General features: G+C 72.8%; 23 protein-coding genes. 12 read left to right on the top strand and 11 right to left on the bottom strand.

Translation table 11 applies throughout. The annotated features are described in order from the left end of the window. Positions 1-110 precede the first annotated feature (110 nt). On the bottom strand, positions 111-1,088 hold the full coding sequence (locus tag IE318_RS25955) for a GNAT family N-acetyltransferase (RefSeq protein WP_229903753.1): 978 nt from the start codon (positions 1,086-1,088) through the stop codon (positions 111-113). Between IE318_RS25955 and IE318_RS45185 the strand changes: the two genes are divergently transcribed. Further along, complete coding sequence (locus IE318_RS45185) at positions 1,023-1,259, top strand: hypothetical protein (RefSeq protein WP_229903756.1); 237 nt, start codon at positions 1,023-1,025, stop codon at positions 1,257-1,259. The two genes, IE318_RS25955 and IE318_RS45185, sit on opposite strands and share 66 nt — an antisense overlap. 83 nt (positions 1,260-1,342) lie before the next feature. Here IE318_RS45185 and IE318_RS25950 read toward each other — a convergent pair whose 3' ends face one another. From IE318_RS25950 to IE318_RS25940, 3 genes are all read right to left on the bottom strand, one after another. After that, positions 1,343-3,040: a SpoIIE family protein phosphatase gene (locus IE318_RS25950; protein WP_189904134.1), complete on the bottom strand. Its 1,698-nt coding sequence runs from the start codon at positions 3,038-3,040 to the stop codon at positions 1,343-1,345. Beyond that, on the bottom strand, positions 3,037-3,183 hold the full coding sequence (locus IE318_RS25945; protein ID WP_189904132.1) for a hypothetical protein: 147 nt from the start codon (positions 3,181-3,183) through the stop codon (positions 3,037-3,039). Before IE318_RS25945 ends, IE318_RS25950 begins: the two co-directional genes overlap by 4 nt. 210 nt (positions 3,184-3,393) lie before the next feature. After that, positions 3,394-4,587, bottom strand: coding sequence for an epoxide hydrolase family protein (locus IE318_RS25940; RefSeq protein ID WP_189904130.1), 1,194 nt, complete (start codon positions 4,585-4,587; stop codon positions 3,394-3,396). Positions 4,588-4,798: 211 nt separating this feature from the next. Between IE318_RS25940 and IE318_RS25935 the strand changes: the two genes are divergently transcribed. Next, positions 4,799-7,594 carry a helix-turn-helix transcriptional regulator gene (locus IE318_RS25935; RefSeq protein WP_189904128.1) on the top strand — a complete coding sequence of 932 codons (2,796 nt, stop codon included), beginning with the start codon at positions 4,799-4,801 and terminating at the stop codon, positions 7,592-7,594. A 29-nt stretch (positions 7,595-7,623) separates the two neighbouring features. Here the strand turns inward: IE318_RS25935 and IE318_RS25930 are convergent, their stop codons facing one another. Beyond that, positions 7,624-8,730, bottom strand: coding sequence for a serine/threonine-protein kinase (locus IE318_RS25930; RefSeq protein WP_030176740.1), 1,107 nt, complete (start codon positions 8,728-8,730; stop codon positions 7,624-7,626). A 198-nt stretch (positions 8,731-8,928) separates the two neighbouring features. Between IE318_RS25930 and IE318_RS25925 the strand changes: the two genes are divergently transcribed. Further along, a complete protein-coding gene (locus IE318_RS25925; protein WP_229903750.1) occupies positions 8,929-9,102 on the top strand; it encodes a hypothetical protein in 174 nt (57 codons plus the stop codon). 53 nt (positions 9,103-9,155) lie between these two features. Here IE318_RS25925 and IE318_RS25920 read toward each other — a convergent pair whose 3' ends face one another. The 3 genes from IE318_RS25920 to IE318_RS25910 form a co-directional block, all read right to left on the bottom strand. Continuing rightward, on the bottom strand, positions 9,156-9,929 hold the full coding sequence (locus IE318_RS25920) for a sulfite exporter TauE/SafE family protein (protein ID WP_189904126.1): 774 nt from the start codon (positions 9,927-9,929) through the stop codon (positions 9,156-9,158). Between the two features lie 97 nt (positions 9,930-10,026). Next, on the bottom strand, positions 10,027-11,538 hold the full coding sequence (locus IE318_RS25915; protein WP_189904124.1) for a long-chain-fatty-acid--CoA ligase: 1,512 nt from the start codon (positions 11,536-11,538) through the stop codon (positions 10,027-10,029). Between the two features lie 77 nt (positions 11,539-11,615). Then, the gene (locus IE318_RS25910; protein WP_189904122.1) at positions 11,616-12,803 is read right to left on the bottom strand and encodes a thiolase family protein; all 1,188 of its coding nucleotides are present in this window, start codon (positions 12,801-12,803) and stop codon (positions 11,616-11,618) included. Between the two features lie 140 nt (positions 12,804-12,943). Here IE318_RS25910 and IE318_RS25905 point away from each other — a divergent pair, with 140 nt between their 5' ends. The 4 genes from IE318_RS25905 to IE318_RS25890 all read left to right on the top strand — a co-directional run bounded on the left by IE318_RS25905 (position 12,944) and on the right by IE318_RS25890 (position 15,431). Further along, positions 12,944-13,765, top strand: coding sequence for an alpha/beta hydrolase (locus IE318_RS25905; protein WP_189904120.1), 822 nt, complete (start codon positions 12,944-12,946; stop codon positions 13,763-13,765). 112 nt (positions 13,766-13,877) lie between these two features. Further along, a complete protein-coding gene (locus tag IE318_RS25900) occupies positions 13,878-14,360 on the top strand; it encodes a Dps family protein (protein ID WP_030176728.1) in 483 nt (160 codons plus the stop codon). 67 nt (positions 14,361-14,427) lie between these two features. Further along, the gene (locus tag IE318_RS25895) at positions 14,428-14,775 is read left to right on the top strand and encodes a DUF3140 domain-containing protein (protein ID WP_189904118.1); all 348 of its coding nucleotides are present in this window, start codon (positions 14,428-14,430) and stop codon (positions 14,773-14,775) included. After that, positions 14,772-15,431: an endonuclease gene (locus IE318_RS25890; protein WP_030176724.1), complete on the top strand. Its 660-nt coding sequence runs from the start codon at positions 14,772-14,774 to the stop codon at positions 15,429-15,431. The genes IE318_RS25895 and IE318_RS25890 overlap by 4 nt, the downstream gene beginning before the upstream one ends. Positions 15,432-15,448: 17 nt before the next feature. Here IE318_RS25890 and IE318_RS25885 read toward each other — a convergent pair whose 3' ends face one another. Further along, positions 15,449-16,342, bottom strand: a complete 894-nt coding sequence (locus IE318_RS25885; RefSeq protein ID WP_189904116.1) for a Cof-type HAD-IIB family hydrolase — start codon at positions 16,340-16,342, stop codon at positions 15,449-15,451. 307 nt (positions 16,343-16,649) lie between these two features. Between IE318_RS25885 and IE318_RS25880 the strand changes: the two genes are divergently transcribed. The 5 genes from IE318_RS25880 to IE318_RS25860 all read left to right on the top strand — a co-directional run bounded on the left by IE318_RS25880 (position 16,650) and on the right by IE318_RS25860 (position 21,561). After that, complete coding sequence (locus IE318_RS25880) at positions 16,650-17,462, top strand: SAM-dependent methyltransferase (RefSeq protein ID WP_189904114.1); 813 nt, start codon at positions 16,650-16,652, stop codon at positions 17,460-17,462. 40 nt (positions 17,463-17,502) lie between these two features. Then, positions 17,503-18,906, top strand: a complete 1,404-nt coding sequence (locus IE318_RS25875; RefSeq protein ID WP_189904112.1) for a type I glutamate--ammonia ligase — start codon at positions 17,503-17,505, stop codon at positions 18,904-18,906. Next, on the top strand, positions 18,906-20,090 hold the full coding sequence (locus tag IE318_RS25870) for an amidohydrolase family protein (RefSeq protein WP_189904110.1): 1,185 nt from the start codon (positions 18,906-18,908) through the stop codon (positions 20,088-20,090). Before IE318_RS25875 ends, IE318_RS25870 begins: the two co-directional genes overlap by 1 nt. Positions 20,091-20,097: 7 nt before the next feature. After that, positions 20,098-20,634: an NUDIX hydrolase family protein gene (locus IE318_RS25865; RefSeq protein ID WP_107473393.1), complete on the top strand. Its 537-nt coding sequence runs from the start codon at positions 20,098-20,100 to the stop codon at positions 20,632-20,634. Positions 20,635-20,757: 123 nt separating this feature from the next. Then, positions 20,758-21,561 carry a COG4705 family protein gene (locus IE318_RS25860; protein ID WP_189904108.1) on the top strand — a complete coding sequence of 268 codons (804 nt, stop codon included), beginning with the start codon at positions 20,758-20,760 and terminating at the stop codon, positions 21,559-21,561. Between the two features lie 4 nt (positions 21,562-21,565). Here the strand turns inward: IE318_RS25860 and IE318_RS25855 are convergent, their stop codons facing one another. Both IE318_RS25855 and IE318_RS25850 read right to left on the bottom strand, forming a co-directional pair. After that, positions 21,566-22,255: a response regulator gene (locus IE318_RS25855; protein ID WP_229903749.1), complete on the bottom strand. Its 690-nt coding sequence runs from the start codon at positions 22,253-22,255 to the stop codon at positions 21,566-21,568. Then, on the bottom strand, positions 22,252-23,490 hold the full coding sequence (locus IE318_RS25850; RefSeq protein WP_189904106.1) for a sensor histidine kinase: 1,239 nt from the start codon (positions 23,488-23,490) through the stop codon (positions 22,252-22,254). The genes IE318_RS25855 and IE318_RS25850 overlap by 4 nt, the downstream gene beginning before the upstream one ends. Between the last annotated feature and the right edge of the window lie 34 nt (positions 23,491-23,524).

Here is a 23,524-nt window from a genome sequence, read left to right as displayed (position 1 = left end):
AACATCGCAAGGCGGAGGAGGGAGTCGATGCGGAGCATCGGCGACCGACGACAACGCCGCGAGGTGCGGTGCCAGCCACCGCGAGCCCGGCATGATCGGCGAGATACCCCCTAGTACCGATCCAGGCGGTGCGCGTAGGGGGTCGGCAGAGACCGTGTGCCGCCTCCGGGGAACCAAGCCGTGCAAAGCTCCCGGTACGCCTCGGGGATCGACATGCCGTGCGCGTATGCGTCCTCGGTCGACCAGTGGCCGAGAAGCAGCCGGACGAGGGCCTTGTCATCGGGGAACAGGTCGCCACGTCGCAGCGCGTCTAACGCCTCGTCGAAGACCTTGTCCGGTTGCCGCACGGCGGCCCGGCGCCGCAGCTCGGGCTCGAGCTTCCGCACCAGGGACGACCGGTTCAAGACGGCGGCCATCATCCCGCCGCTCGGTGGAAACCTCTGCTGGTAGGTGCAGCCCATCTGGCGAGCCACTCGGCCGGTGAGGCCGTCGGCCGGCTCCCGCACCGTGAATTCGCTCAGACGCCGTTTCCAGCAGAGTCGGGCGATGGCCATGAGCAGCAGGCGTGCCGCAGCGGCATCCTCGGCCACCAGTTCGTCCACGGTCAGCGAACCCACGGGATCGCCGAAGGCTCGGCCCTCCAGCACGGCATAGCCGACGGCAGCACCATCGGGCTGCAGGACCAGGGTCTGCGACCCCGGCTTCCAGGTGGCCTGGGGAATGAGCCGGTTCCAGCCCGAGTGTCGTACGTGGGTCCAGGGCCGCTGTGCGTGCGCGGTGTTGTACAGACGGATCATCGCCGGAAGATCGCTCGGAGAGCCGCTGCGGATGCCTGGGACGGGCGCGTCCAGATCGTCTCCCGCCGCCTGCTCGACGTTGCGCACGGGAATGACCAGGTGTCCCTCGGCGACGGCTCCGACGAAACCGAACCGCTCGTAGATCCCCTCGACACCGTTGGACACGAAGGCGACGTCGACCCTCTGTGCCATGCCGGCCAAGGCCTGGCGGAGGAGGCGACTCATGTGTCCCTGACGTCTGAACTCGGGCTGGGTTTCCACGCCACCGATGCCTTCTGCGGCAACGGCCACCGCACCGAACCGCAGTGTGAAGGAGAGCGCTTCCAGTTCGGCGACCGGTTCGTCCCCAGCGGTCCGCAGCCGGCAGTAACGCACTCGCAGGCTGCGCACTTCCTGATCCGCGACTTCGGTGTAGCCGATCCTTGGTTCATGATCCGACACGGAAGGTCCTCAGCGTCCTGATCGCACGGCGGTGCCGTCACTTCCCGCGAACATCAGCGATGTCCTTGCCTGCCCACCGCCGTTGAAACCCGACCGGTCGCGCGTCAAGGAATCTCCTCGCCGCGTACGTGATGTCCGCGCAGCGGTTGCTGGGCCCAGACCGTCTTTCCTCGTGCCTCGTAGTGGGTGCCCCACTGGTCGGCGAGGCTCGCGACGATGAACAGCCCCCGGCCGGTCTCGTCGGCGGTACGGGCATGTCTGACGCGCGGAGCGCCTGCTGCGGCGTCGCCGACTTCGCAGGTCAGCATCCGGTCACGGATGAGACGCAGGCGCAGGGGCGGGGTGCCGTAGCGGACCGCGTTGCCGACCAGCTCGCTGACGATGAGCTCGGTGGTGTACGCGGTCTCCTCGTCCACCTCCCAGACCTTCAGCCGGCGGCGGGCTGCCCGACGGGCCATCGGTGCGGCCTCGGGGCTCGCCGGCAGGGGCGTGGTCAGCACCTGGTCCGCCGGCAGCGCCTTCGTACGGGCGAGCAGCATCAGTTGCTCGCCGGTCCCGTGGGCTCGGGTGAGGGCGCCCTCGATACTGTCGCGCACGTCCGGCAGGGGCGTTGTGCCGGTGTCGGCCAGGAGCGGGCGCAGGGGGGCGGTCGCCGCCAGGACCTCGTCAGCGAGCGAGGTGGTCCCCATTGCGAGAGTGCTTCCCTCGGGGAGGCTGATCGTGGTCGAGGGGAAGGGGGCGGTGCCGGCTTCGCCGAGTGGGGGGCCCGGGGGAACGGAGAGGCGGGCAGACGTACCGTCGGGAAGCACGGCGACGGGCTCGGGGAGGCCGGCGCGGGCGATGGTGCAGATGAGGTCGACGGGGTCGTGGATCGCCACGGCGCAGCCGGCGGTGAACGGCTCGCAGTGCAGCGGATCCTCGGGAGGAAGTGCGGCGCGCTCGGTGGCGAGACGGACCGCGGTGTCGTTCAGGCGGGCCATGAGTTCGTCGGGCTGCAGATCCAGGGCCGCCAGCGTATGGAGGGCCGTGCGCAGGAACCCCATCGTGGTGGCCGCGGCGATGCCCCGCCCCGCCACGTCGCCGACCACCAGCGCGGTCCGCGCGCCGGGCAGCGGGATCGCGTCGAACCACGCGCCGCCGCCCTCGGGGTCGGGACGGTGCAGCGGGGACAGCTCCACGGTTGCCTGGCGGCTCGGAGGCCGGGGAAGAAGCCGGCGCTGGACGGTCGAGGCGATGATCCACTCGCGCATGTACTGTCGCGCGTTGTTGACGCAGAGCGCGGCGTGCGCGCAGATGGCGGAGGCCACCGCGACGTCATCCCGGTCGAAGGGCTCTTCGTGCCGGTGGCGGTAGAAGCTGACCACGCCCAGAGCCTGGCCGCGCAGCGCCAGCGGGGCCACGATCAGGGAGTGGGCACCCGATCGCCTGATGGCGTCGGCTCCGGCCGGCTCGGTGGCCGGCCACGAGTCGGCCTCCACGATGGGGACGAGGCGCGGCCGAAGGTCGGACAGGACGTCCGAGAAGGGCGTGCCGGCCGGCAGGATGCGTACGTCCCCGACCGGGTGGGCCGAGATCCCGCCCCGATGGGCCGCTCGGCGCAGCGGAACGCTTCGGCGGACGGGAACCGTCGGAGGTTCCTCTCCGCGTACGACGTCGTCGAGCACCTCGACGTCGGTGGTGCCGGCGAACGCGGGTACCACCGCATCCACCAGCTCTCGGCAGACCGCGGCCACGTTCGTCCGGTGACCCACCTGGGTGCGGACCGCCTCCAGGAGGGCCAGGCGGTTCAGGAGCCCGGTCATGCCGGGGCCGCCGATTGCATGTCCCGGAGGGCGGCGTGGCGCAGGGGCGCGCCGGCCGCGTCCCGTTCGCCGCGCACGACCATCAGGGCGGACGGCGCTGGACTCGGCGCGGAGACCGGGTGGGCGAGGGTGGTGGTGAACATGCGCGTCACTTCCATGCGGTCCTGTGGCTCGAGGCGGATGCGCGGTCGTGCATCGCCGGGTACCCTTCCGGGACTTCGAGGTGAAGGCGGCGTGGCCGCGGGCTCGGGGCGGCCGAGCGCTCGCCTTTGAGCGACTCGGCCGCGTTGTCGGGCCCGCGGCCTGTGCGGGAGGTCGGGCCCGGTTGTCTGGCGGAGCGACCTCAGGGGTGCCTAGCGGAGCGACCTCAGGCCCGTGCGGACCTCTTCCACCAGCAGTTCCGGCTGCTCCCAGGCGGCGAAGTGGCCGCCCGCGGGAAGCCGGTTGTAGTGGACCAGGTTCGGGTACGCCTGCTCCGTCCAGCTCCTCGGGGCCTGGTAGAGCTCGTCGGGGAAGACGCTCACGGCGACCGGCAGCTTCACACCCTTGACGCGGAAGAAGGAGGTCGTGTTCTCCGCGTAGAGGCGAGCCGCGGAGAGCGCGGTGTTGGTCAGCCAGAAGAGCGTGATGTTGTCCAGGACGTCGTCCCGGGTCAGGCCCTCGGTCCGGCCGGCGAAGGCCCGGGAGATCAGGGCGAGGCTGGCCGCGTCGTGGTCGAGCAGGAAGGCCGCCAGGCCGACGGGAGAGTCGGCGAGCGCGGTCAGCGACTGCGGACGCGATCCCATCATGTACGCGTAGTAGACGTGCCGGTACACGAAGTCCAGCTGCTCGACCGCCGCCTTCTCCTCGTCCGAGAGCGACAGGCCCGCGGGCAGCGGGTTGCCCGCGATCAGCGCGGCGTCGACGGCCGGCGGAATCACACCGGCCATGTTGGTGTGGATGCCGATCAGGCCCTCGGGCTCCTGCACGCCCATGAAGTCCGTGACGATCGCACCCCAGTCGCCGCCCTGCGCCGCGTACCTGGTGTAGCCCAGGCGCCGCATCAGCTCTCCCCAGGCCCGTGCGATGCGCTCGGGACCCCACCCGGTCGTGGTCGGCTTGCCCGAGAAGCCGTAGCCGGGCATCGACGGTATGACGACGTGGAAGGCGTCCGACGCGCTCCCGCCGTGGGCGGTGGGATTGACCAGTGGGTCGATGATCTTCAGCTGCTCGACGACCGAACCGGGCCAGCCGTGCGTGACGATCAGCGGCAGAGCGTTCTCGTGCGGGGAGCGGACGTGGATGAAATGAATGTCCAGGCCGTCGATCTCGGTGATGAAGTGCGGCAGCGCCTTCAGCTTCGCCTCGGCCTTGCGCCAGTCGTACTCCGTCGCCCAGTACCGCGCGAGTTCCTGGGCCGTCGCGAGCTGTGTGCCCTGCGACTGATCCGTGACGGTCTCCTTCTCCGGCCACCGCGTCGCGACGATACGCCGGCGCAGATCCTCCAGCTCGGCCTCGGGGAACTCGAACGTGAACGGCCGGATTGCCGACTTGTCGGCAAGGGACATGGGGTCTCCTCAAGTGTCACCGGCGACCTCGTGTCACCGGCTCCTCCACCGTCGCGCAGGCGTCTCCGGCTCGCCCCGGGGAAAACCCCGGGGGTCGCTCCCGTGGCTGGCACCAGGGGCCCCAAGCTCCCTGCCGTGCCCGTCCCGACATCGAATGGAGAATCCTCGAATGCGGTGAAATCCTGGTCAGGCAGCGGACCAGGAGTGACTCATGGGCGTGCCTGTCGGAGATCCGCAGGTCGGACTGCGCGGCCGGGGCCGTGAGCTGGCGGCGCTGGAGAGGGTGCTGGCCCGGGCGCGATCGGGCTGCAGCGCGGTCCTGGTCCTCCGTGGTGAGGCAGGCATCGGCAAGACGGCGTTGCTGGACCACACCCAGCGCAGAGCCGCCGGGTTCCGTGTCGCCGGCGTCGCCGGGGTCGAGTCGGAGATGGAGCTCCCCTTCGCGAGCCTTCACCAGCTCTGCGGGCCCATGCTGGACCGGCTGCGTGATCTGCCCGGACCGCAGCGTGAGGCACTGTCCGTCGCGTTCGGACTGCAGGAGGGCCAGGCGCCGAATCGGTTCCTGGTGGGCCTGGCCGTGCTCGGTCTGCTGGCCGGCGCCGCCGAGGATCAGCCCCTGGCCTGCCTCGTCGACGACGCGCAGTGGCTCGATGACGGATCCCTCCAGGTCCTGGCGTTCGCCGCCAGGCGACTGATGGCCGAATCAGTGGCTCTGGTCTTCGCCCTGCGGGATTCGGGCGGCGCTCACGCGCTGAGCGGTCTGCCGGAGCTGACCGTCGAGGGGCTCAGCGAGACCGACGCGCGTGCCCTGCTGGCGTCGGCCGTCCGCGCGCCGCTCGACCCGCTGGTACGGGACCGGATCGTCGCCGAGGCCCGCGGCAACCCGATGGCGCTGCTCCACCTGCCGCAGGCACCCGCGGAGCTCGCGGGCGGTTTCTGGCTCCCCGGCGGGCGCCCCGTGGTCAGCCGCATCGAAGACGCCTTTCACCAGCAGTTCCGGTCACTTCCGCAGGACAGTCAGCGGCTTGTGCTGACCGCCGCCGCGGAGCCGACCGGTGATGCGAGTCTGCTGTGGCGCGCGGCCGGTGCGCAGGGGATAACGGTGGACGCCGCGGCGCCGGCGGAGGCCTCAGGACTCGTCGAGTTCGGTACCAGGATCCGGTTCCACCACCCCCTGGTGCGCTCAGCCGTCTACCGGGGGACGTCCGCGCCTGATCGCCGGGCGGCGCACCGGGCGCTGGCAGAAGCCACCGATCCCGACCTCGATCCGGATCGCCGGGCGTGGCATCGTGCTCACGCCGCCGGTGGTCCCGACGAGAGCGTCGCCGTGGGCCTGGAGCACTCGGCCGACCGGGCACGCGGCAGGGGAGGGTCCGCCGCGGAAGCCGCGTTCCTGCAGGGCGCAGCCGAATCGACCCCCGATCCCGCACGTCGTGTCACCCGTGCACTGGCCGCCGCCGAGGCCCACATCGACGCCGGCGGGGCCGACCGGGCGCGCACCATGCTGGCGACCGCGGAGGCCGGTCCGCTCGACGATCCGCAGCGCGCCCGCCTCGAGCGGCTGCGGGCCCGTCTGGTGTTCTCCCAGGTACGCGGCGGCGACGCGCCCCGGCTGCTGCTCGAGGCAGCACATCGGCTGGCTCCCGTCGACGCCGCCCTTGCCCGTGACACGCTGCTGGAAGCGCTGGGCGCCGCGATCTTCGCCGGTCGCCTGGGGGGAGGACCCGGGCAGCGGGAGGTGGCCGAGGCAGCCCGAGCCGGACCGCCGCCACCGACGCCCCCGCGGATGGTCGACGTCCTTCTGGACGGCATGGCGAGCCGGATCATCGACGGCCACGCCGCAGGTGCCGAGGCTCTCAGGCGCGCACTCCACCTCGTCCGACAGGAGCAGAGATCCGGGGCCAGGGACACCGACAAGCGCTGGCTGTGGCTGGCGTTCCGTGTGGCACCCGAACCTCTCGCGCCGGACCTGTGGGACGACGACGCCTGGCAGGATCTGGCCACCGGCGCCGTCGGCCTCGCCCGCGAGGCGGGGGCGCTCGGCGTCCTCCCGATGGCGCTGACCTACCAGGCGTGCTTCGACGTGCACACCGGCGAATTCGACACCGCGGCGGCTCTCATCGACGAGGCGACGGCGATCTCGGAGGCGACAGGCGGCGCGCCCATGATGTACACCTCGCTCCTGCTCGGCGCATGGCGCGCACAGGAGTCCCAGGCACTGGATCTCATCGGGACCACGGTCCAAGAGGTGGTCGCCCGGGGCGAGGGACGTTCGCTCGGCCTCGCCGAGTACGCGACCGCGCTGCTGAACAACGGCCTCGGCCGTTACGACGCCGCGCTGGCGGCCGCGACGCGCGCAAGCACGTACGAGGACCTGGGGTTCTTCGGGTGGGCGCTGGCCGAACTGGTCGAGGCGGCCGTACGCGGTGGGCAGCCCGAGGCCGCCGCGTCGGCCCTGAACACGCTCACGGAACGGACTCGCGCCAGCGGTACCGAGTGGGCCCTCGGCGTGGGCGCCTGCTCGCGCGCGCTCCTGAGCGACGGCAAGGCTGCCGAGGCGCTCTACCGGGAGGCGATCGAGCATCTCGGGTGCTGCCGGGTCGCCGTTCAACTGGCCCGCGCCCGTCTGCTGTACGGCGAGTGGCTGCGGCGCCGGAACCGCCGTCAGGAAAGCCGTGGCCAGCTGGGAGCCGCCTATGAGCTGTTCAGCCGGATCGGAGCCGACGGCTTCGCCGAACGCGCCCGCAGGGAGCTGCTGGCGACCGGGGAGACCGTACGCAAGCGGACGCTCGGCGCCGTCGCCGGACTCACGAGCCAGGAGGCCCAGATCGCCCGGCTGGCCAGAGACGGAAACACCAACCCGGAGATCGCCGCTCAGCTGTTCATCAGCCCGCGCACGGTGGAGTGGCATCTCGGCAATGTGTTCACCAAGCTCGGAGTCAGCTCTCGCCGACACCTCCGGACGGTGCTGTCTCCTTCACAGCCCCCGGGGACGCGAGTGCCGTGACCCGCGGCCACCACCGTCCTGAGCGGCGTCTAGAAGACGCTCATCCCGAGGAGGACCGCGGAGACGAACAGGACCGTTCCGCCCACCACGGCGACCGTGCGGGAGTGGCGTCGCAGCGAGGTGCGCAGGCCGGGTCGGCGCGCGGGCACCCGGTGCACGCTGGTGTTCCAGCCGGTGTCCGGCACCGGGGCCGGCGTCCGGGCCTGCGCATGCGCCTGTGCGGCATGCGCAGGGGCACCGTGGACGGGGCCGTGGTGGTGTGCCGGCAGGACGGCCGGGTGGGGCTCGTGGCCGATGCCCGGCCGTTCCGGCGGCAGCGGTTCGGGGGTGCCGCGCCAGGCGCCGCTGCGGAACCAGTCCGCGGCCTGCCGTGCCGTCGGCCGCTCCTCGGGCCGCTTGGCGAGCATGCTCAGCAGATAGGCCTCGAAGGCGGGGGGCAGCGCGGCGCCGCGCTGGTGCGGCGGTACGGGCGCGGCGTCGACGTGCTGGTACAGCAGCATGGTCGCAGACTCCGCCTCGAAGGGCGGGTGGCCCACGGCCAGTTGGTAGAGCACGCAGCCCAGCGAGTACAGGTCGGAGGCCGGGCTCGCGGGGGTGCCGATGGCGCGTTCGGGCGCCAGATACAGGCCGGTGCCGACGATCTGGCCCGTGGTGGTGAGCCCCGCCGACGGGTCGTCGACGAAGCGCGCGATGCCGAAGTCACCGATGCGGACCGAGCCGTCGCGGTCGCTGAGCAGGTTGCCGGGTTTGATGTCCCGGTGGACGATGCCCTGCGCGTGCGCGGCGGCCAGGCCCTCGGCCGCGTGCTGCGCCACCTGGGCCAGCCGGTCCGGTGCGAGCGGCCCGCCGGCGGCCAGTTCCCCGGCGAGGCTGTCGCCCTCGACGAGTTCCATGACGAGGAAGCAGCGTCCCTGCCAGGTGCCGAAGTCGAGCGTCCCCACCACGTGCGGATGGTTCAGCCGTGCCGAGGTCTGCGCCTCCAGCCGGAACCGCGCCTCGGCCGAGGCGTCCGCGTCGTTCAGCAGCAGTTTGACCGCGACCTGGCGGCCGAGCACCTCGTCCAGCGCCCGCCAGACCTCGCCCATTCCACCGCGCCCGATGACCGTGTCCATCCGGTATCGATCCGCCACCAGCACCCGTGACCCGCCCTTGTTCCCCGAAAGTCCCGCCTCAACCGACCCATCTTAACGATCACTTGGCATGCCGACGACCGGTACCGGCCGCGCCCCTACGGGTGAAATGCACAGAATCGCTCTACGTACAAATATGTAGAGCTGATCATGTATGTCATGGTCGCCGTACCGACTGATCCGCTCGGGAAAGGGAGGACGACCTTGGACCCTTTGACGTGGCTGCTCATCCCACTGGCAACCGCGATCATGGCAAGCCTCTGGAGCTGTTGCACGGGGCGCCGACGGCGCGCCGACGACTGGACGGACGTACAGCGCTACGACCGTCTGCGGGCGGCACTGGCACGCGCGGCCGCCGCCGCTCCCTCCACCCCCTGAAGACCCCCCGAAGACCCCTGACCGACCCCTCCTGACCGCCCCCTGACCATCCGTCAACGCAGCAGCAGCTGCACACCGCCCACGACCGTCGCCGCGATCACCAGCCGCTCGAACAGCCGCTGGTTGATCCGGTGCACGGCCCACCTGCCGAACAGCGCCCCGGGCAGCACGAACACCGCGAGCGCCGCGTCCAGGAACAGTGAGCGGCCGTCGATCAGGCCGAGCCCCGCACTGAAGGGCACCTTGGAGACGTTGACGACGAGGAAGAAGAACGCCGACGTCCCCAGGAAGCCGAGCTTGCGGAAGCCGGCCGACAGCAGGTACATCGACATCACCGGGCCGCCCGCGTTGGCGACCATGGTGGTGAAGCCGCCGAGGACACCGTAGGAACGGGCCTTGACGCGGCCGGCCCGGGTGGTGACCGCTTCCGGTTCCACCGCCCGGTCGGCCGCCCGGCGGCGCCACACCGTCACGGCCGCCATCAGCAGCAGGATCGCGCCGATCGAGGTCCGTACGACGGTGTCGTCGGCCCACACCAGGAACAGCGTGCCGACGACCACTCCGGCCGCGACGGCGGGGAACAGCCGCCACAGGGTGGGCCAGTGGGCGTGCCGCCGGTAGGTGAGGACGGCGAGCACGTCCCCGGTGATCAGGACCGGCAGCAGCACCCCGGTGGAGGCGCGGGCCGGCAGTACCGCCGCGAAGATCGCGAGGCTGACCGTGTTGGCCCCGCTGACGGCGGTCTTGGAGAAGCCGACCAGCAGGGCCGCGAAGGCGAGCGCCGCGAGGTCCCAGCCGGATATGTGCCAGAGAGTCATCGTGTCCATGCCGAGGCCCGATGCTATGTCCGGACAAGCACCGGACGAAAGCGCTGTCTCACCAGGTGGCCGCCCGGCACCGCCCCATCCGTCGGCCCTCTCGGGCTCAGGCCCCCGCGTACCGAGCCCGCAGCTCCCGCTTGAGCACCTTCATGCTCGGCCCCAGCGGCAGCGCGTCCGTGAACTCCACGCGCCGCGGATACTTGTGCCGCCCCAGCCGCTCCTTCGACCACGCGGTGACCTCGGCCGCCTCCGGGCGCGCACCGGGCGCGGGAACGACGACCGCGCACACCTCCTCGCCGTGCAGCTCGTCCGGCAGGCCGATGACGGCGACCTGGGTGATGCCGGGGTGGCGCAGCAGGACCTCCTCGACCTCGCGCGGGTAGACGTTGTAGCCGCCGCGGATGATGACGTCCTTCTTGCGGTCGACGATCCGCAGGAACCCCTCGTCGTCCTTGGTGCCGAGGTCTCCGGTGCGGAACCAGCCGTCGACCAGCGCCTCGGCGGTCGCCTCGGGACGGCCGAGGTAGCCGGAGAAGACGTTGTGGCCGCGGACGACGACCTCGCCCAGCTCGCCGGGCGGCAGCAGTTCGACGCGCCCCTCGACCTCGGCGCGGGCGATCTCCACGTCGACACCCCACAGCGGGTGGCCGATGGTGCCCGGCTTCGCGCCGAACACCGGCTGGTTGACGGCCGCCGCCGGGGAGGTCTCCGAGAGTCCGTAGCCCTCGTAGATCTTCGCGCCGAACGCCGCCTCGAACCGCTCGAGCACCGCGACCGGCAGCGAGGCGCCGCCGGAGATGCACACCCGCAGTTCGGGGAGCACGTCGGCGTCGGCCGCCGCGGCGGCGAGCGAGACGAACATCGTCGGCACGCCGTGGAAGGTGTTCACACCCTCCTTCACCATCAGCTCGATGGCCCGCGCCGCGTCGAAGCGCGGCAGCAGCACGAGGGTCGCCCCGGCCCGCCAGGTGGAGTTCAGCGACACTGTCTGGCCGAAGGCGTGGAAGAGCGGCAGCGCGCCGAGCGCGATGTCGTCGGGGCGGATGTCGTTGGCGTCGAAGGCGTTGACGGTCGCGTTCATCACCAGATTGAAGTGGCTGAGCACGGCGCCCTTGGGGACGCCGGTGGTGCCGCTGGTGTAGAAGATCACGGCCGGGTCGTCCGCGGCGCGGGTGACGTACGACGGCAGCGGGTCGGCGTCGGCCGCCAGCCTGTCCAGCTCGGTGCCCAGGGTGACGACGTCGACCCCGACCCGGTGGGCGGCGGCGGTGCCCGTCTCCGCCTGCGCCGGGTGGCACAGCAGCAGGGTGGCGCCGCTGTCCTTCAGGACGTGCTCCACCTCGGCCGCCGACAGCAGCAGGTGCACGGGGACGACGACCGCGCCGGCGGCGGCGATCGCGTAGTACGCCTGCGGGAACTCGGCGGTGTTCGGCGCCATCAGCGCGACCCGGTCCCCCGGCCGGACGCCGAGCCCGACGAGCGCCCCGGCCTGCGCGCGGGCCCGCTGCCAGACCTGGGCGAAGGTGAGCCGCAGATCTCCTTCGACGAGGGCGGTCTTGTCGGGGCGGCGCCGGGCGTTCTCGGCGAGGATCGCGGCGACGGAGAGGGTTGCCATGGAGGGGGTACTTCCTTTTGGTGCGGCTTCGTTGCGGCTGGGGTTCCCGATGTCCCTTGGTGGATGGTGGCCGGTGGCTAGTGGCGCTCGACGAGCACGGCGGTGCCCTGCCCCACGCCCACGCACATCGTGGCCAGGCCGCGCGCCGCGCCGTTGCGGCGCATGCGGTGCAGCAGGGTCGTCAGGATGCGGGCGCCGGAGCAGCCGAGGGGGTGGCCGAGGGCGATGGCGCCGCCGCTCGGGTTGACCAGGTCCTCGTCGATGCCGAGCTGGTCGACGCAGGCGAGGGCCTGGGCCGCGAAGGCCTCGTTGAACTCGGCCTCCTCGAGGTCCCCGATGCTCCAGCCCGCGCGGGCGAGCGCCTTGCGGGTGGCGGGGACGGGCCCGATGCCCATGACGTCGGGGTGGACGCCCGCGGAGGCGCCGGCGACGTAGCGGCCCAGGGACTCCAGACCCAGCTCGTTCAGGGCCTCCTCGCTGACCAGGAGGAGTCCCGCGGCGCCGTCGTTCATCGGGGAGGCGTTGCCCGCGGTGACGGTGCCGCCCGTGCGGAAGACGGGCTCGAGGCGCGCCAGCTTGTCGTAGGAGGTGTCCTCGCGGATGCACTCGTCGCTGTCGACGACCACTCCGTCGGGGCGCTCGACGGGCAGGAGTTCGTGGTCGAAGTGGCCGTCCTTGCGGGCCTGGGCGGCCAGCCGGTGGCTGCGCAGCGCGAACTCGTCCTGGCGTTCGCGCGCGATGCCGTACCGCGCGGCGACCTCCTCGGCGGTCTCGCCCATGGAGAGCAGGCCGTGCAGGTCCTTCATGGCGGGGTTGACCAGGCGCCAGCCGAGCCGGGTGTCGTACGTCTCCATGCGGTGCGGCAGCGCCTCGTCGGGGCGGGGCAGCACGAAGGGGGCGCGGCTCATCGACTCGGAGCCGCCGGCGAGCACGATGTCGGCCTCGCCGGCGGCGATGGTGCGGGCCGCGGCGGTGACCGCCTCGAGGCCGGAGGCGCACAGCCGGTTGACGGTGGCGCCGGGCACGGACTCGGGGAGCCCGGCGAGCAGTGCGGCCATGCGGGCGATGTTGCGGTTGTCCTCGCCGGCCTGGTTGGCGGCGCCCCAGTAGACGTCGTCGATGCGGGCCGGGTCGAGCGCGGGCACGTCGGCGACGAGGGTACGGATCACGGTCGCGGCCAGGTCGTCGGGGCGCACGGAGGACAGGGCTCCGCGGAGCTTGCCGATCGGGGTGCGGCGGGCGGCCGCGAAGTGGACGGGGCGCACGACAGGACTCCTCAGACGGCTCACGGCCACACCGGGCCATTAATTAGCACTGCTAGTTTTGGACTATAGACCTCGGACCGGCCCCCTGGGAAGATCCCCTGAAGATCCCCGCGGACCCCGCCGACGCTGCTGGAGGAACCATGTCCGACGCCCGCGAGCACGTCCTCGCCGGAACCCGGGGCACGCTCTTCGTGCACGAGTGGCCGCATCCGCACCCGCGCTACGTCGCCCTCCTGGTCCACGGGTACGGCGAGCACGCCGGGCGGTACGAGGAGGTGGCGGGCGTCCTCGGGGAGCACGGCGCGGCCGTGTACGCGCCCGATCACATGGGCCACGGGAGATCGGCCGGCGAGCGCGTGGTCGTCACGGACTTCGAGGACGTGGTGACCGACGTGCACGCGGTGGCGGACCTGGCCCGGGCCGCGCACCCGGGGCTGCCGCTCGTGCTCGTCGGCCACTCCATGGGCGGCCTGATCTCGTCCCGCTACGCGCAGCGGTACGGCGAGGAGCTCACCGCGCTGGTGCTGTCCGGCCCGGTCATCGGCGCCTGGGAGCTGCCCGGGCGGCTGCTCGCCCTCGACGAGATCCCCGACACGCCCATCAGCCCGGCCTCGCTCTCCCGTGACCCGGCGGTCGGCGCGGCCTACGCGGCGGACCCGCTGGTGTGGCACGGGCCGATGAAGCGGCCCACGCTGGAGGCGTTCGCCCGGACCCTGGAGACCGTCGCCGAGGGCGGCGACGTCGGCCGGCTCCCCGTGCTGTGGCTGCACGGCGACGACGACCGGCTGGTGCCGCTGCCCGGAAGCCGGACCGGCGTCGTACGGCTCACCGGCGGCGGCTCCCCCGGCCACCTGACCGAGCGGATCTATCCGGGTGCCCGGCACGAGGTCTTCCTGGAGACGAACCGGGCCGAGGTGTTCGCGGACGTGACGGGCTTCCTGGACCGGGTCCTCACCGCCTGAGCGGCCTCACGGGGGCGTCCTGGCCACACCTCGGCCGCCCTTGTTTGCGGTGGTACGCGAGGGGCACCCGCCCGGTACCGCCAGAGACGACTCCCCAAGGAGAAACCGCCGTATGACTGTCGTGAAGAGCACGATCCCCGAGTCGGCCCGCCAGGTCACCGGGGAGGCGCTGCAGAGCACGCTCGTGGATCTTCTCGGGCTCTCGCTGATCGGAAAGCAGGCGCACTGGAACATCGTGGGACCGCGGTTCCGCTCCATCCACCTGCAACTCGACGAAGTGGTCGCTGCGGCCCGCGAGTTCGCGGACACCGTGGCGGAGCGCGCCTCGGCGCTCGGGCTGCCTCCGGACGGCCGTCCGGAGACGATCGCCTCGGCCTTCACACTGCCCGGCCCGAAGGACGGCTGGGTGCGCGACACCGATGTGGTGGAGGTGATGGTCGAGTCCCTGGAGGCCGCCATCTCCCGGCTGCGCGAACGCATCGAGGCGACCGCGACGCCCGACCCGGTGACCCAGGACCTGCTGATCACGATCACCGCCGAGCTGGAGAAGCAGCGCTGGATGTTCGCCGCCGAGAACGTGTCCCGGGAGGACTGAACCGGCGCGCTGCGGCCACTCTCCGCGCGGCACGCTCTCCGCGCACCATGCACGAAAGGGGCACCCGATGAGCGACGCCCTCGAAGACGACGCGCTGTGGGACGAGTTCCACCGCGTGGTGAACATGACCTCGCAGGAGCTCGCGGCCTGGCTGCGGGTCCAGGACTCCGGCGAGCGCACCGAACCCCTGCCGGACGAGGCCGGCGCGCCGATCGGGCAGCACGTCCTCGCCATCCTCCAGAAACGGCGCATGGACCTGACCGAGGACGACGTCCGTGTGATGCACGAGGTGGTCGACCTCGTCATGTCGCAGGCGGACCCGGCGAACGAGCCCGAGCCGGAGAGCGCCGAGGATACCGACCGTCGGCACCGGCTGATGACCCTCGGCCACGATCCGCTGAAGGCGACCCGGTGAACGCAGCCCGCGACTCCGGCGGCTCCCGTGAGTCCCGGGTGCTGCACGAGCTCATCGAGGCGCACGGCGAGACGTTCGCCGAGGAGGCCGGCATCCCACTGAAGGACACCCCGCAGCCGCTGTACCGCCTGCTGGTCCTCTCCGTGCTGCTCAGCGCCCGGATCCGCGGCTCGGTCGCCGTCGCCGCGGCCCGTGAGCTGTACGACGCGGGGCTGCGCGACGCGCGCGGCATGGCCGGGTCCGACTGGCAGGACCGCGTGGACGCGCTCGGCCGCGGCGGCTACCGGCGCTACGACGAGCGCACCGCCACCCAGCTCGGGGACGGCGCCGAGCTGGTGGCCGAACGCTGGGGCGGAGATCTGCGCCGGCTGCGCCGGGAGGCCCACGGCGACGTCTCCACGCTGCGCGAGCTGTTGCAGGAAGTGCCCGGCCTGGGTCCGGCCGGCGCGGACATCTTCCTGCGCGAGGTCCAGCACGTGTGGCCCGAGGTGGCCCCCTACCTGGACGCCAAGACGCTGTCCGGCGCGGAGCGCCTCGGGCTGCCCAAGGACCCCGGTCGGCTCGTGGAGCTGGCCGGTGACACGGAGCCTGACACCCTGGCGGCGGCGCTGGTACGGGCCGCGCTGGACAAGAAGGTGGTCGAGTCCGTCACCTGATCCTTCGCTCCGTGGGGTCAGGCACCCGGCTGCGGCAGGCGGAGCAGCCGGGCGATGGTGCGCAGCACACCGTGGTCGTTGTTGGAGGGGGCCAGGTGCCGCGCCCGGCGGACGACCTCGGGATGGGCGTTGGCCATGGCGAACGACCACTCGGCGGCGTCCAGCATCTCCAGGTCGTTGAGGTAGTCGCCGAACACCAGGGTCTGCGCGGGGGTGATGTCCAGGTCCCGCTGGAGCCGGCGCACGGCGGCGCCCTTGTCGGCGGTGCGGTTCATGACGTCGACCCAGTGCTCGCCGGAGACGACCACCTTGTGGGTGGCGGCGAACGACGCCAGGGCCGGCGCGGTGGTCCGCTCCGCCGACCCGAAGTCGAACAGGGCGACCTTGATCACGTCGTCGTCGACGGCGGTCACGTCCGGCACGACCCGGTGCCGTACGTAGTACTTGCGGACCTCGGCGAGGAAGGCCTCGTCGGTCCGCTCGACGTAGGCGGACCGCTTGCCGCAGACGACGGCGCCCAGGTCCACGCCCTGCGCCGCGAGGTCGCGCACCCCCTCGACGAGACGTACGGCGACGGCGCTCTCCAGCGGGTCCGAGCTCAGCTCCTCGCCGTCACGGACGACGTACGTGCCGTTCTCGGCGATGAAGACCATGCCCTCGTCCGCGCCGGCGAACTGCTCGGCCAGCGTGGCGTACTGCCGGCCGCTCGCCGGGCTGAACAGCACCCCGCGGCGGCGCAGCTCGGCCAGCATGGGCCACAGGCCCGCCGGGATCCGCTGGGCGTCGTCGAGAAGCGTGCCGTCCATGTCCGTGACGATCAGCCGTATGTCGACGGGACCGTCGGCGGCCTCGGGGCCGGTCCCGGCGTCGGTCGCGGGGGTGGTGAGCAGGGGCGAGGAAGTGCTGGGCATGTCCGGGTCTCTGTCGGGGGCGCGCGGGGCGCGCCGGGGCGGGCGGTCGTGCGCCGGCGCCCTGGTGACGGCGCCGCGCCGATCTCCGAGGCAAACACGTTCGACGGCTCCGGGGCAAACACGTCTCACGGCCGCCGGGCGAACACTCCCCCGCGCCACGACCGGGCTGCCGACGGCCCGTCACCGTCCTGCCGTCCTGTCCGCCGATTCCCGGGACAGGGTGATCACCGGACGGCACAATGGCGGCGACGGCACGCACGCACCGCGAGACCGACGACACGGACGACCACGACACGGGAGCGCAGACGTGAACGAGAGCCACTCCCCCTCGGACGAGCCGCCGAGCGTGGACACCGGTGTGGCACACAACGCGCGTGTGTGGAACTACTGGCTGGGCGGCAAGGACAACTACCTGGTCGACCGGCAGGTCGGTGAGCACGTGGCGGGACTGTTCCCGGTGATCCGGGAGGTGGCCCGCGCGGACCGCGAGTTCCTCGGGCGGGCGGTCCGCTTCCTGGCCGCCGAGCGCGGGGTGCGGCAGTTCCTCGACATCGGCACCGGGCTGCCGACGGTCGACAACACCCACGAGCTGGCCCAGAGGATCGCCCCCGAGTCCCGGATCGTGTACGTCGACAACGACCCGATCGTCCTCACCCACGCCCGCACGCTGCTGACCAGTGCCCCCGAGGGCCTCACCGACTACGTCGACGCCGACGTGCGCGACCCGGACGCCATCGTGGAGCGCGCCGCCGCGACCCTGGACTTCGGCCGGCCGGTCGCGGTCATGATGCTCGGCATCCTGAACTTCGTCCTGGACACGGGCACGGCCCGCGACATCGTCCGCCGTGTCATGGCCGCGGTCCCGTCCGGCAGCTGTCTGGCCCTGACCCACCCCACCTTCGACGCCGACCTCGGCGGCGAGGGCAACGCGGCGGCCATGCGCTTCTGGAACGAGAACGCCACTCCCGCGATCACCGCCCGCTCCCGCGCCGAGGTCGCCGCCTTCTTCGAGGGCCTGGACCTGGTGGAACCGGGCCTGGTGCCGTGCTCGCGGTGGCGGCCCGAGGCGGGCGCCCCCGCCGCGGTGCCGCAGTTCGGCGCGGTGGCCGTGAAACCCTGACGCACGGCCGCGCACCGCGCCCGAGCCCCGAGGAGGACGTATGACCCCCCTTGCCGACCCGGTCCCCGGCGGGCGTCCCGGTGACGTCGAACGGGCCACCGCGCTCGCCGGCGAGCTGGCCGGCCGGGGCGTGCACGGTGTCGTACTGGCCTATGTCGACACCGCGGGGATCGGCAGGATCAAGACGGTCCCGGTGGCGAAACTGCCCGCGGCGGCGGCGTGGGGCGTGGGGATGTCGCCGGTGTTCGACACCTTCCTGGCCGACGACTCGATCGTCACCACCGACGTCCTCGGCTCCCCGGACGGCGACCTGCGGCTCTACCCGGACCTCGACCGTCTGGTGGTGCTGTCCGCGCAGCCCGGCTGGGCCTGGGCGCCGGTGGACCGGATCACCCAGGAGGGCGAGCGGCACCCCGGCTGCGGCCGTACCTTCCTGCGCCGGATCGTCGCCGACGCCGAGCGGCGCCACGGCCTGACCTTCAAGGCGGCCGTCGAGATCGAGTGGGCCGTGGGCCGGGCGAGCGCACCGGAGGGCGATTTCGAGCCGGCGGTGTCGGGTCCCGCGTACGGCGCGATCCGCCAGGTGGAGCTGAGCGACTACACCGCCGACCTGCTGGCGGCCTGCGCGGCGCAGGGTGTGGACGTCGACCAGCTCCACCCCGAGTACGCCGCCGGGCAGTTCGAGATCTCGGCCGGTGCCCTGGATCCGGTGGCGGCGGCCGACCGGAGCGTGCTGGTGCGGCAGACGATCCGGGCGGTGGCCCTGCGGCACGGGCTGAGGGTCTCCTTCGCCCCGGCCGTCCGCGGCGAGGGCGTCGGCAACGGCGGCCATGTCCACCTGTCGGCGTGGCGCGGGGGGACCAACCTGCACGCCGGCGGCCGGGGCCGGTACGGCATGACGCCGGAGGCGGAGTCCTTCACCGCCGGTCTGCTGGCCCGTCTGCCCGCGCTCACCGCGGTGACCGCGCCGAGCCCGGCCAGCTATCTGCGTCTGAAGCCCTCCCAGTGGGCCGGAGTGTTCACCGTGTGGGGCCGGGAGACCCGCGAGGCGGCGCTGCGGGTGGTCACCGGGACCCTCGGGGTGCGCGACCGGGCCGCGAACCTGGAGATCAAGCCGGTCGACCTCGCGGCCAACCCGTATCTGGCGCTCGGCTGCCTGATCGCCGCCGGTCTGGACGGGATCACGTCGTCGGCGCCGCTGCCCGAGGAGACCACCGGCGACCCGGCACGGCTCGACGAGACAGTGGCCGCGGACCGGGGTGTACGGCGCCTGCCGACCTCCCTCGCGGAGGCCGTCGCCGTGTTCCGCACGGACGAAGTGCTGCGCGCCGCCCTCGGTCCCGTCCTGGCCGACGCGGTGACCGCCGTACGCGAGGGGGAGATCGCGGCCGTCGCCGGACTCGACGACGAGCAGGTGGCGGCGGCCTACCGGTGGAGGTACTGATGGGTGCGCCGGCCGGAGCCGGGCCGGTCCACGAGGCCCTCGCCGCGCTGCGGCTGGTGGACCACCACTGCCACGGTGCCGTCACGGCCGACCTCACCCACGAGCAGTTCGCGTCCCTCATCACCGAGGGCGAGGCCTGGCCCGGGGTCTCGCCCTTCGACAGTCCCGTCGGCGTGGCCGTACGCCGCCACTGCGCGCCCCTGCTGGACCTGCCCCGGCACGCGCCACCGGCCGACTACCTGGCCCGGCGTGCGGAGCTCGGCTGGCAGGAGGTCAACCGCCGTTTTCTGACCGCCGCGGGAGCCGGGACGTTCTGCGTAGACACGGGCTACGCCCCGCACCCGGTCACCTCCCCCGCCGAACTGGGCCGCTGCGCGGGCGCCGCCGGCTGTGAGGTCGTACGGCTGGAGCAGATCGCCGAGGCAGTGGCCGCGCGGGGCGTCGAGGCGGGCGAGTACGCGGCGGTGGTGCGGTCGGCCGCCGAGGAGGCCGTACGTCGGCCCGGTGTGGTGGCGGTGAAGTCGGTGGCGGCCTACCGCACCGGATTCGCCCTGGACCCCGCGCGGCCCGCGGACACCGAGGTGACCGGGGCGGCCGCCCGCTGGCTCGCGCACGGCGGCCGGCTCACGGACCCGGTCCTGACCCGGCACCTGCTGTGGACGGCCGTCGACCTGGGCCTGCCCCTGCAACTGCACACCGGCTTCGGCGACGCGGACGTACGGCTGCACCGCGCCGACCCCGCGCTGCTCACCGACTGGCTGCACCTGACCGCCGGCACGATCCCCGTGCTGCTGCTGCACTGCTGGCCCTACCAGCGCCAGGCCGCCTATCTCGCCGCGGTGTTCGAGCAGGTGTACCTGGACGTGGGTCTGGCGCTGCACTACACCGGCCCGGCCCGCTCCCGCGCGGTGCTGGAGGAGGCGCTGGAGATCACCCCGTTCCGTAAGCTGCTGTACAGCTCCGACGCCTACGGGGTGGCCGAGTTCCACCACCTGGGTGCCCTGTCCTTCCGGCAGGGGCTCGCCGGTCTGCTGCAGAGCCGCGTGGACGCCGACGAGTTGAGCCTGCCCGACGCCCTGCGGATCGCTGCCTGGACGGGCCGCGACAACGCCCGCCGACTCTACGGACCGCCCGTATCCGAACCGGCCCGCGACCCCAGCGGGCGCCCCACCCGGAAAGTATGATCAAGCAATGTCTGACATGACCGAAACCACGCCCGGTTGGCTGACCAGCGACGAACTGGAGTCGGCGCGCGCCCGCATGCCGATCCTGTACGTCGAGGCGGTTCCCGTGCGCGTCGACGACAGCGGCGAAGTGACCAGCATCGGCCTGCTGCTGCGCATCGGCCCGGACGGAACGGTCAGCCGGACCCTGGTCTCCGGCCGGGTGCTCCACCACGAGCGGGTCCGCGACGCCCTGCTGCGCCACCTGGAGAAGGACCTCGGGCCGGTGGCGCTGCCCCGCGTGCCCGCCTCGCTGCAGCCCTTCACCGTCGCCGAGTACTTCCCCACGGCCGGTATCACGCCGTACCACGACCCGCGCCAGCACGCCGTGTCGCTCGCCTACATCGTCCCGGTCACCGGCGACTGCCGGCCCCGGCAGGACGCCCTGGACCTGGTCTGGTTCAGCCCGCAGGAGGCGGCCTCCCCGGCGGTGCAGAGCGAGATGCCCGGCGGGCACGGGGTGCTGCTGAAGCAGGCGCTCGCGCACGTCGGTTACGGGTACTGAGGCGGAAACGGCGCCGGTGTGTGGTGCTGAGGTTTTCTCTCGGGCAACTCCTGCACCACAACCGCCAAAACCCTGGCAAAGAGGTCTGGGAAAGCGCCAGTTGATCATGCGATCGTGCCCGCCATGAGCACAGAGCACGTCCTCGACGACCGCCGTGACGGTCGCCGGCCGCACGGCCACGCCCGCGTCCGCGTCCTGGCGAACAAGGTGCCGGAGGTGACCGTCTACTTCTGGGTCATCAAGGTGCTGACCACCGGCATGGGCGAGACGGCGTCCGACTTCCTGGCCCGGCTCCTCGGCCCCGTCCCGGCGGTCGCGCTCGGTGCTCTGGCCCTGGTCGCCTCGCTGGTCCTGCAGTTCGCCGTCCGCCGCTACGTGCCCTGGATCTACTGGACGGCCGTCGTCATGGTGAGCGTGTTCGGCACCATGGCCGCCGACGTCCTCCACGTCGGCCTCGGCGTCCCCTACGCCGTCTCGACCCCTGGCTTCCTGATCGCGCTGGCCGCGGTCTTCGGCCTCTGGTTCGCCGTCGAGCGGACCCTGTCGATCCACAGTGTCCGCAGCCGCCGCCGTGAGGCCTTCTACTGGGCGGCGGTCCTGGCCACGTTCGCGCTCGGCACCGCGGCGGGCGATCTCACCGCGACCGCCGGCTTCGGCTACCTCGGCTCCGTCGTGCTCTTCGCGGTGGCGATATGCGTCCCCGCGCTCGCCCACCGCGCCGGCACGCTGGGCGCGGTGACCGCCTTCTGGACGGCGTACGTCATCACCCGCCCCCTCGGCGCCTCGATCGCGGACTGGATGGCCCTGCCGGGCGCCCGGGGAGGGCTCGGTCTGGGCCTGGGCCCGGTCACCCTCTCCTGGACGGTCGCGATCCTCGGCTTCGTCGGCTACCTGGCCGTCTCGCGGGCGGACGCCCGGCCTCGGTGAGAGGTCACGGCAGCAGGCGCTGCTCCTTGGCGACGGCGACGGCGCCCGCGCGGGTGTCGACGCCGAGCTTGTCGTAGATGCGGCCCAGATGGGTCTTGACCGTGGCCTCGCTGAGGAAGAGGGCCTTGGCGATGTCGCGGTTGGTCAGCCCGCGGGCCAGCTGACCGAGGATGTCGCGCTCGCGGTCGGTGAGGCCGGGGCGCGGGCTGCGCATACGGGCCATGACCCGGTGGGCGACGGGCGCGGACAGCGTGGTGCGGCCGGCCGCGGCGCTGTGGATGGCCGTGAGCAGCTCCTCGGGGCGCTCCGCCTTGAGCAGGTAGCCGGTGGCGCCGGCCTCGATGGCGCGGGTGATGTCGGCGTCGGTGTCGTACGTGGTGAGGACGAGGACGTGCACCGCGCCGGCGGAGTCCGCGGTGATCCGCCGGGTCGCCTCCACGCCGTCCATCCCGGCGCCGAGTTGCAGGTCCATGAGCATGACGTCGGGGGCGAGCTTCGTGGCGAGCGCGACGGCCTCGGCGCCGCTGTCCGCCTCTCCGACCACCTCGACGCCCTCGGCGCTGCCGAGCAGGGCGCGCAGTCCGGCGCGGACCACGGCGTGGTCGTCGCACAGCACGAGCCGGACGGGCCGGGCGGAGGACGCGGGCCGTTCGGGCCCGGGTCCCGGGTGTGCGTTCGGTTCGGCACGGTTCATGGCGCGGGGACCTCCACGGTGGCGGGGTGCAGCGGCACGGCCGCGGACACCACGGTGCCCTCACCGGGCGCGGACTCGATGGTGAGGGTGCCGCCCAGCTGGCCGACCCGGGCGCGGATCGCGGGCAGCCCGTGCCCGCGGACCCCCTCGGCGCGCTCCGGCAGTGCGGCCGTGTCGAGACCGCGGCCGTTGTCGGCGATGTCCAGACGGACCTGGTCGCCGAGGTGGGTGAGGGTGAGCGCGGCCCGGGTGGCACCGGAGTGCTCCCGGACGTTGGCGAGGGCGCCCTGCGCGATGCGCAGCAGCGCGGACTGCACCCGGTCGGGCAGCGCGCCCGGCGCCGGAGTGCCGTCGACGACGCAGGTCACCGTGCGTGCGTCCGTCGTCTCGCGGGAGGCGAGGCCGCGCAGGGCCGCCTCCAGGCCGCCGCCTTCGGCGAGGTCGGCGGGCGCGAGGTCGTGGACGAAGCGGCGGGCCTCCGTCAGGCTGCGCTCGGCGATGGAGGCGGCGCTGCGCACATGCTCGCGGGCGCGTCCCGGATCGCTGTCCCACAGCCGGTCGGCGGCCTGGAGCAGCATCCGCTGGCTGGACAGGCTCTGGGCCAGGGTGTCGTGGATCTCCATGGCGAGCCGCTGGCGTTCCGCGAGGGTGCCTTCACGGCGCTCGGTGGCGGCCAGTTCGCGGCGGGTGCGCACGAGATCGTGGATCAGGGCGGCCTGCCGGGTCGCCTGCCGGTCCATGTGGGTGAAGACCGCGGTCGCCAGGACGGCCACGACCGGTGGACCGACCACCACGTCCACCTCGAAACGGTCGGCGAGACGCAGCTGCGCGAGGACCACGAAGGCGGTGAAGAACGCCACCAGTGCGTAGGCGGCGCGCGGCGGCAGGGTGCGCAGCGCGGTGTAGAAGAGGGGCACCGCGCACCAGGCGAAGCTGGGCGCCAGGCCGACCAGCACGGCCCAGACCGCGACCAGCACGCCGAGCCGGGCCATGCCGGAGGCGGTGCGGCCCGGGCCCGCCGTCGCACGGCGACCGATGACGTACAGCACGGCGAGGGTGCCGGCCAGGGCGAGGACGGCGGGCGCCTCGGGCTGGGCCCCGTGCCGCTGCACATAGCGGGCGAGGGAGGAACCCAGCAGCAGGAAGAACGCCAGATGGACGACGAGCTCCGGCGTGCGTGCCTCGTGGCCGGTGGCCGGTGGGCCGCCCGGGCAGGTCCGGCTCCTGGACGGCATGGGCTGCTCCTCGCTGCTGTGTGCTGAGCCCGGA

Source organism: Streptomyces spiralis (genome assembly GCF_014654675.1).
GTDB classification, from domain to species: domain Bacteria; phylum Actinomycetota; class Actinomycetes; order Streptomycetales; family Streptomycetaceae; genus Streptomyces; species Streptomyces spiralis.
This window is presented reverse-complemented; position numbering and strand designations above follow the sequence as displayed.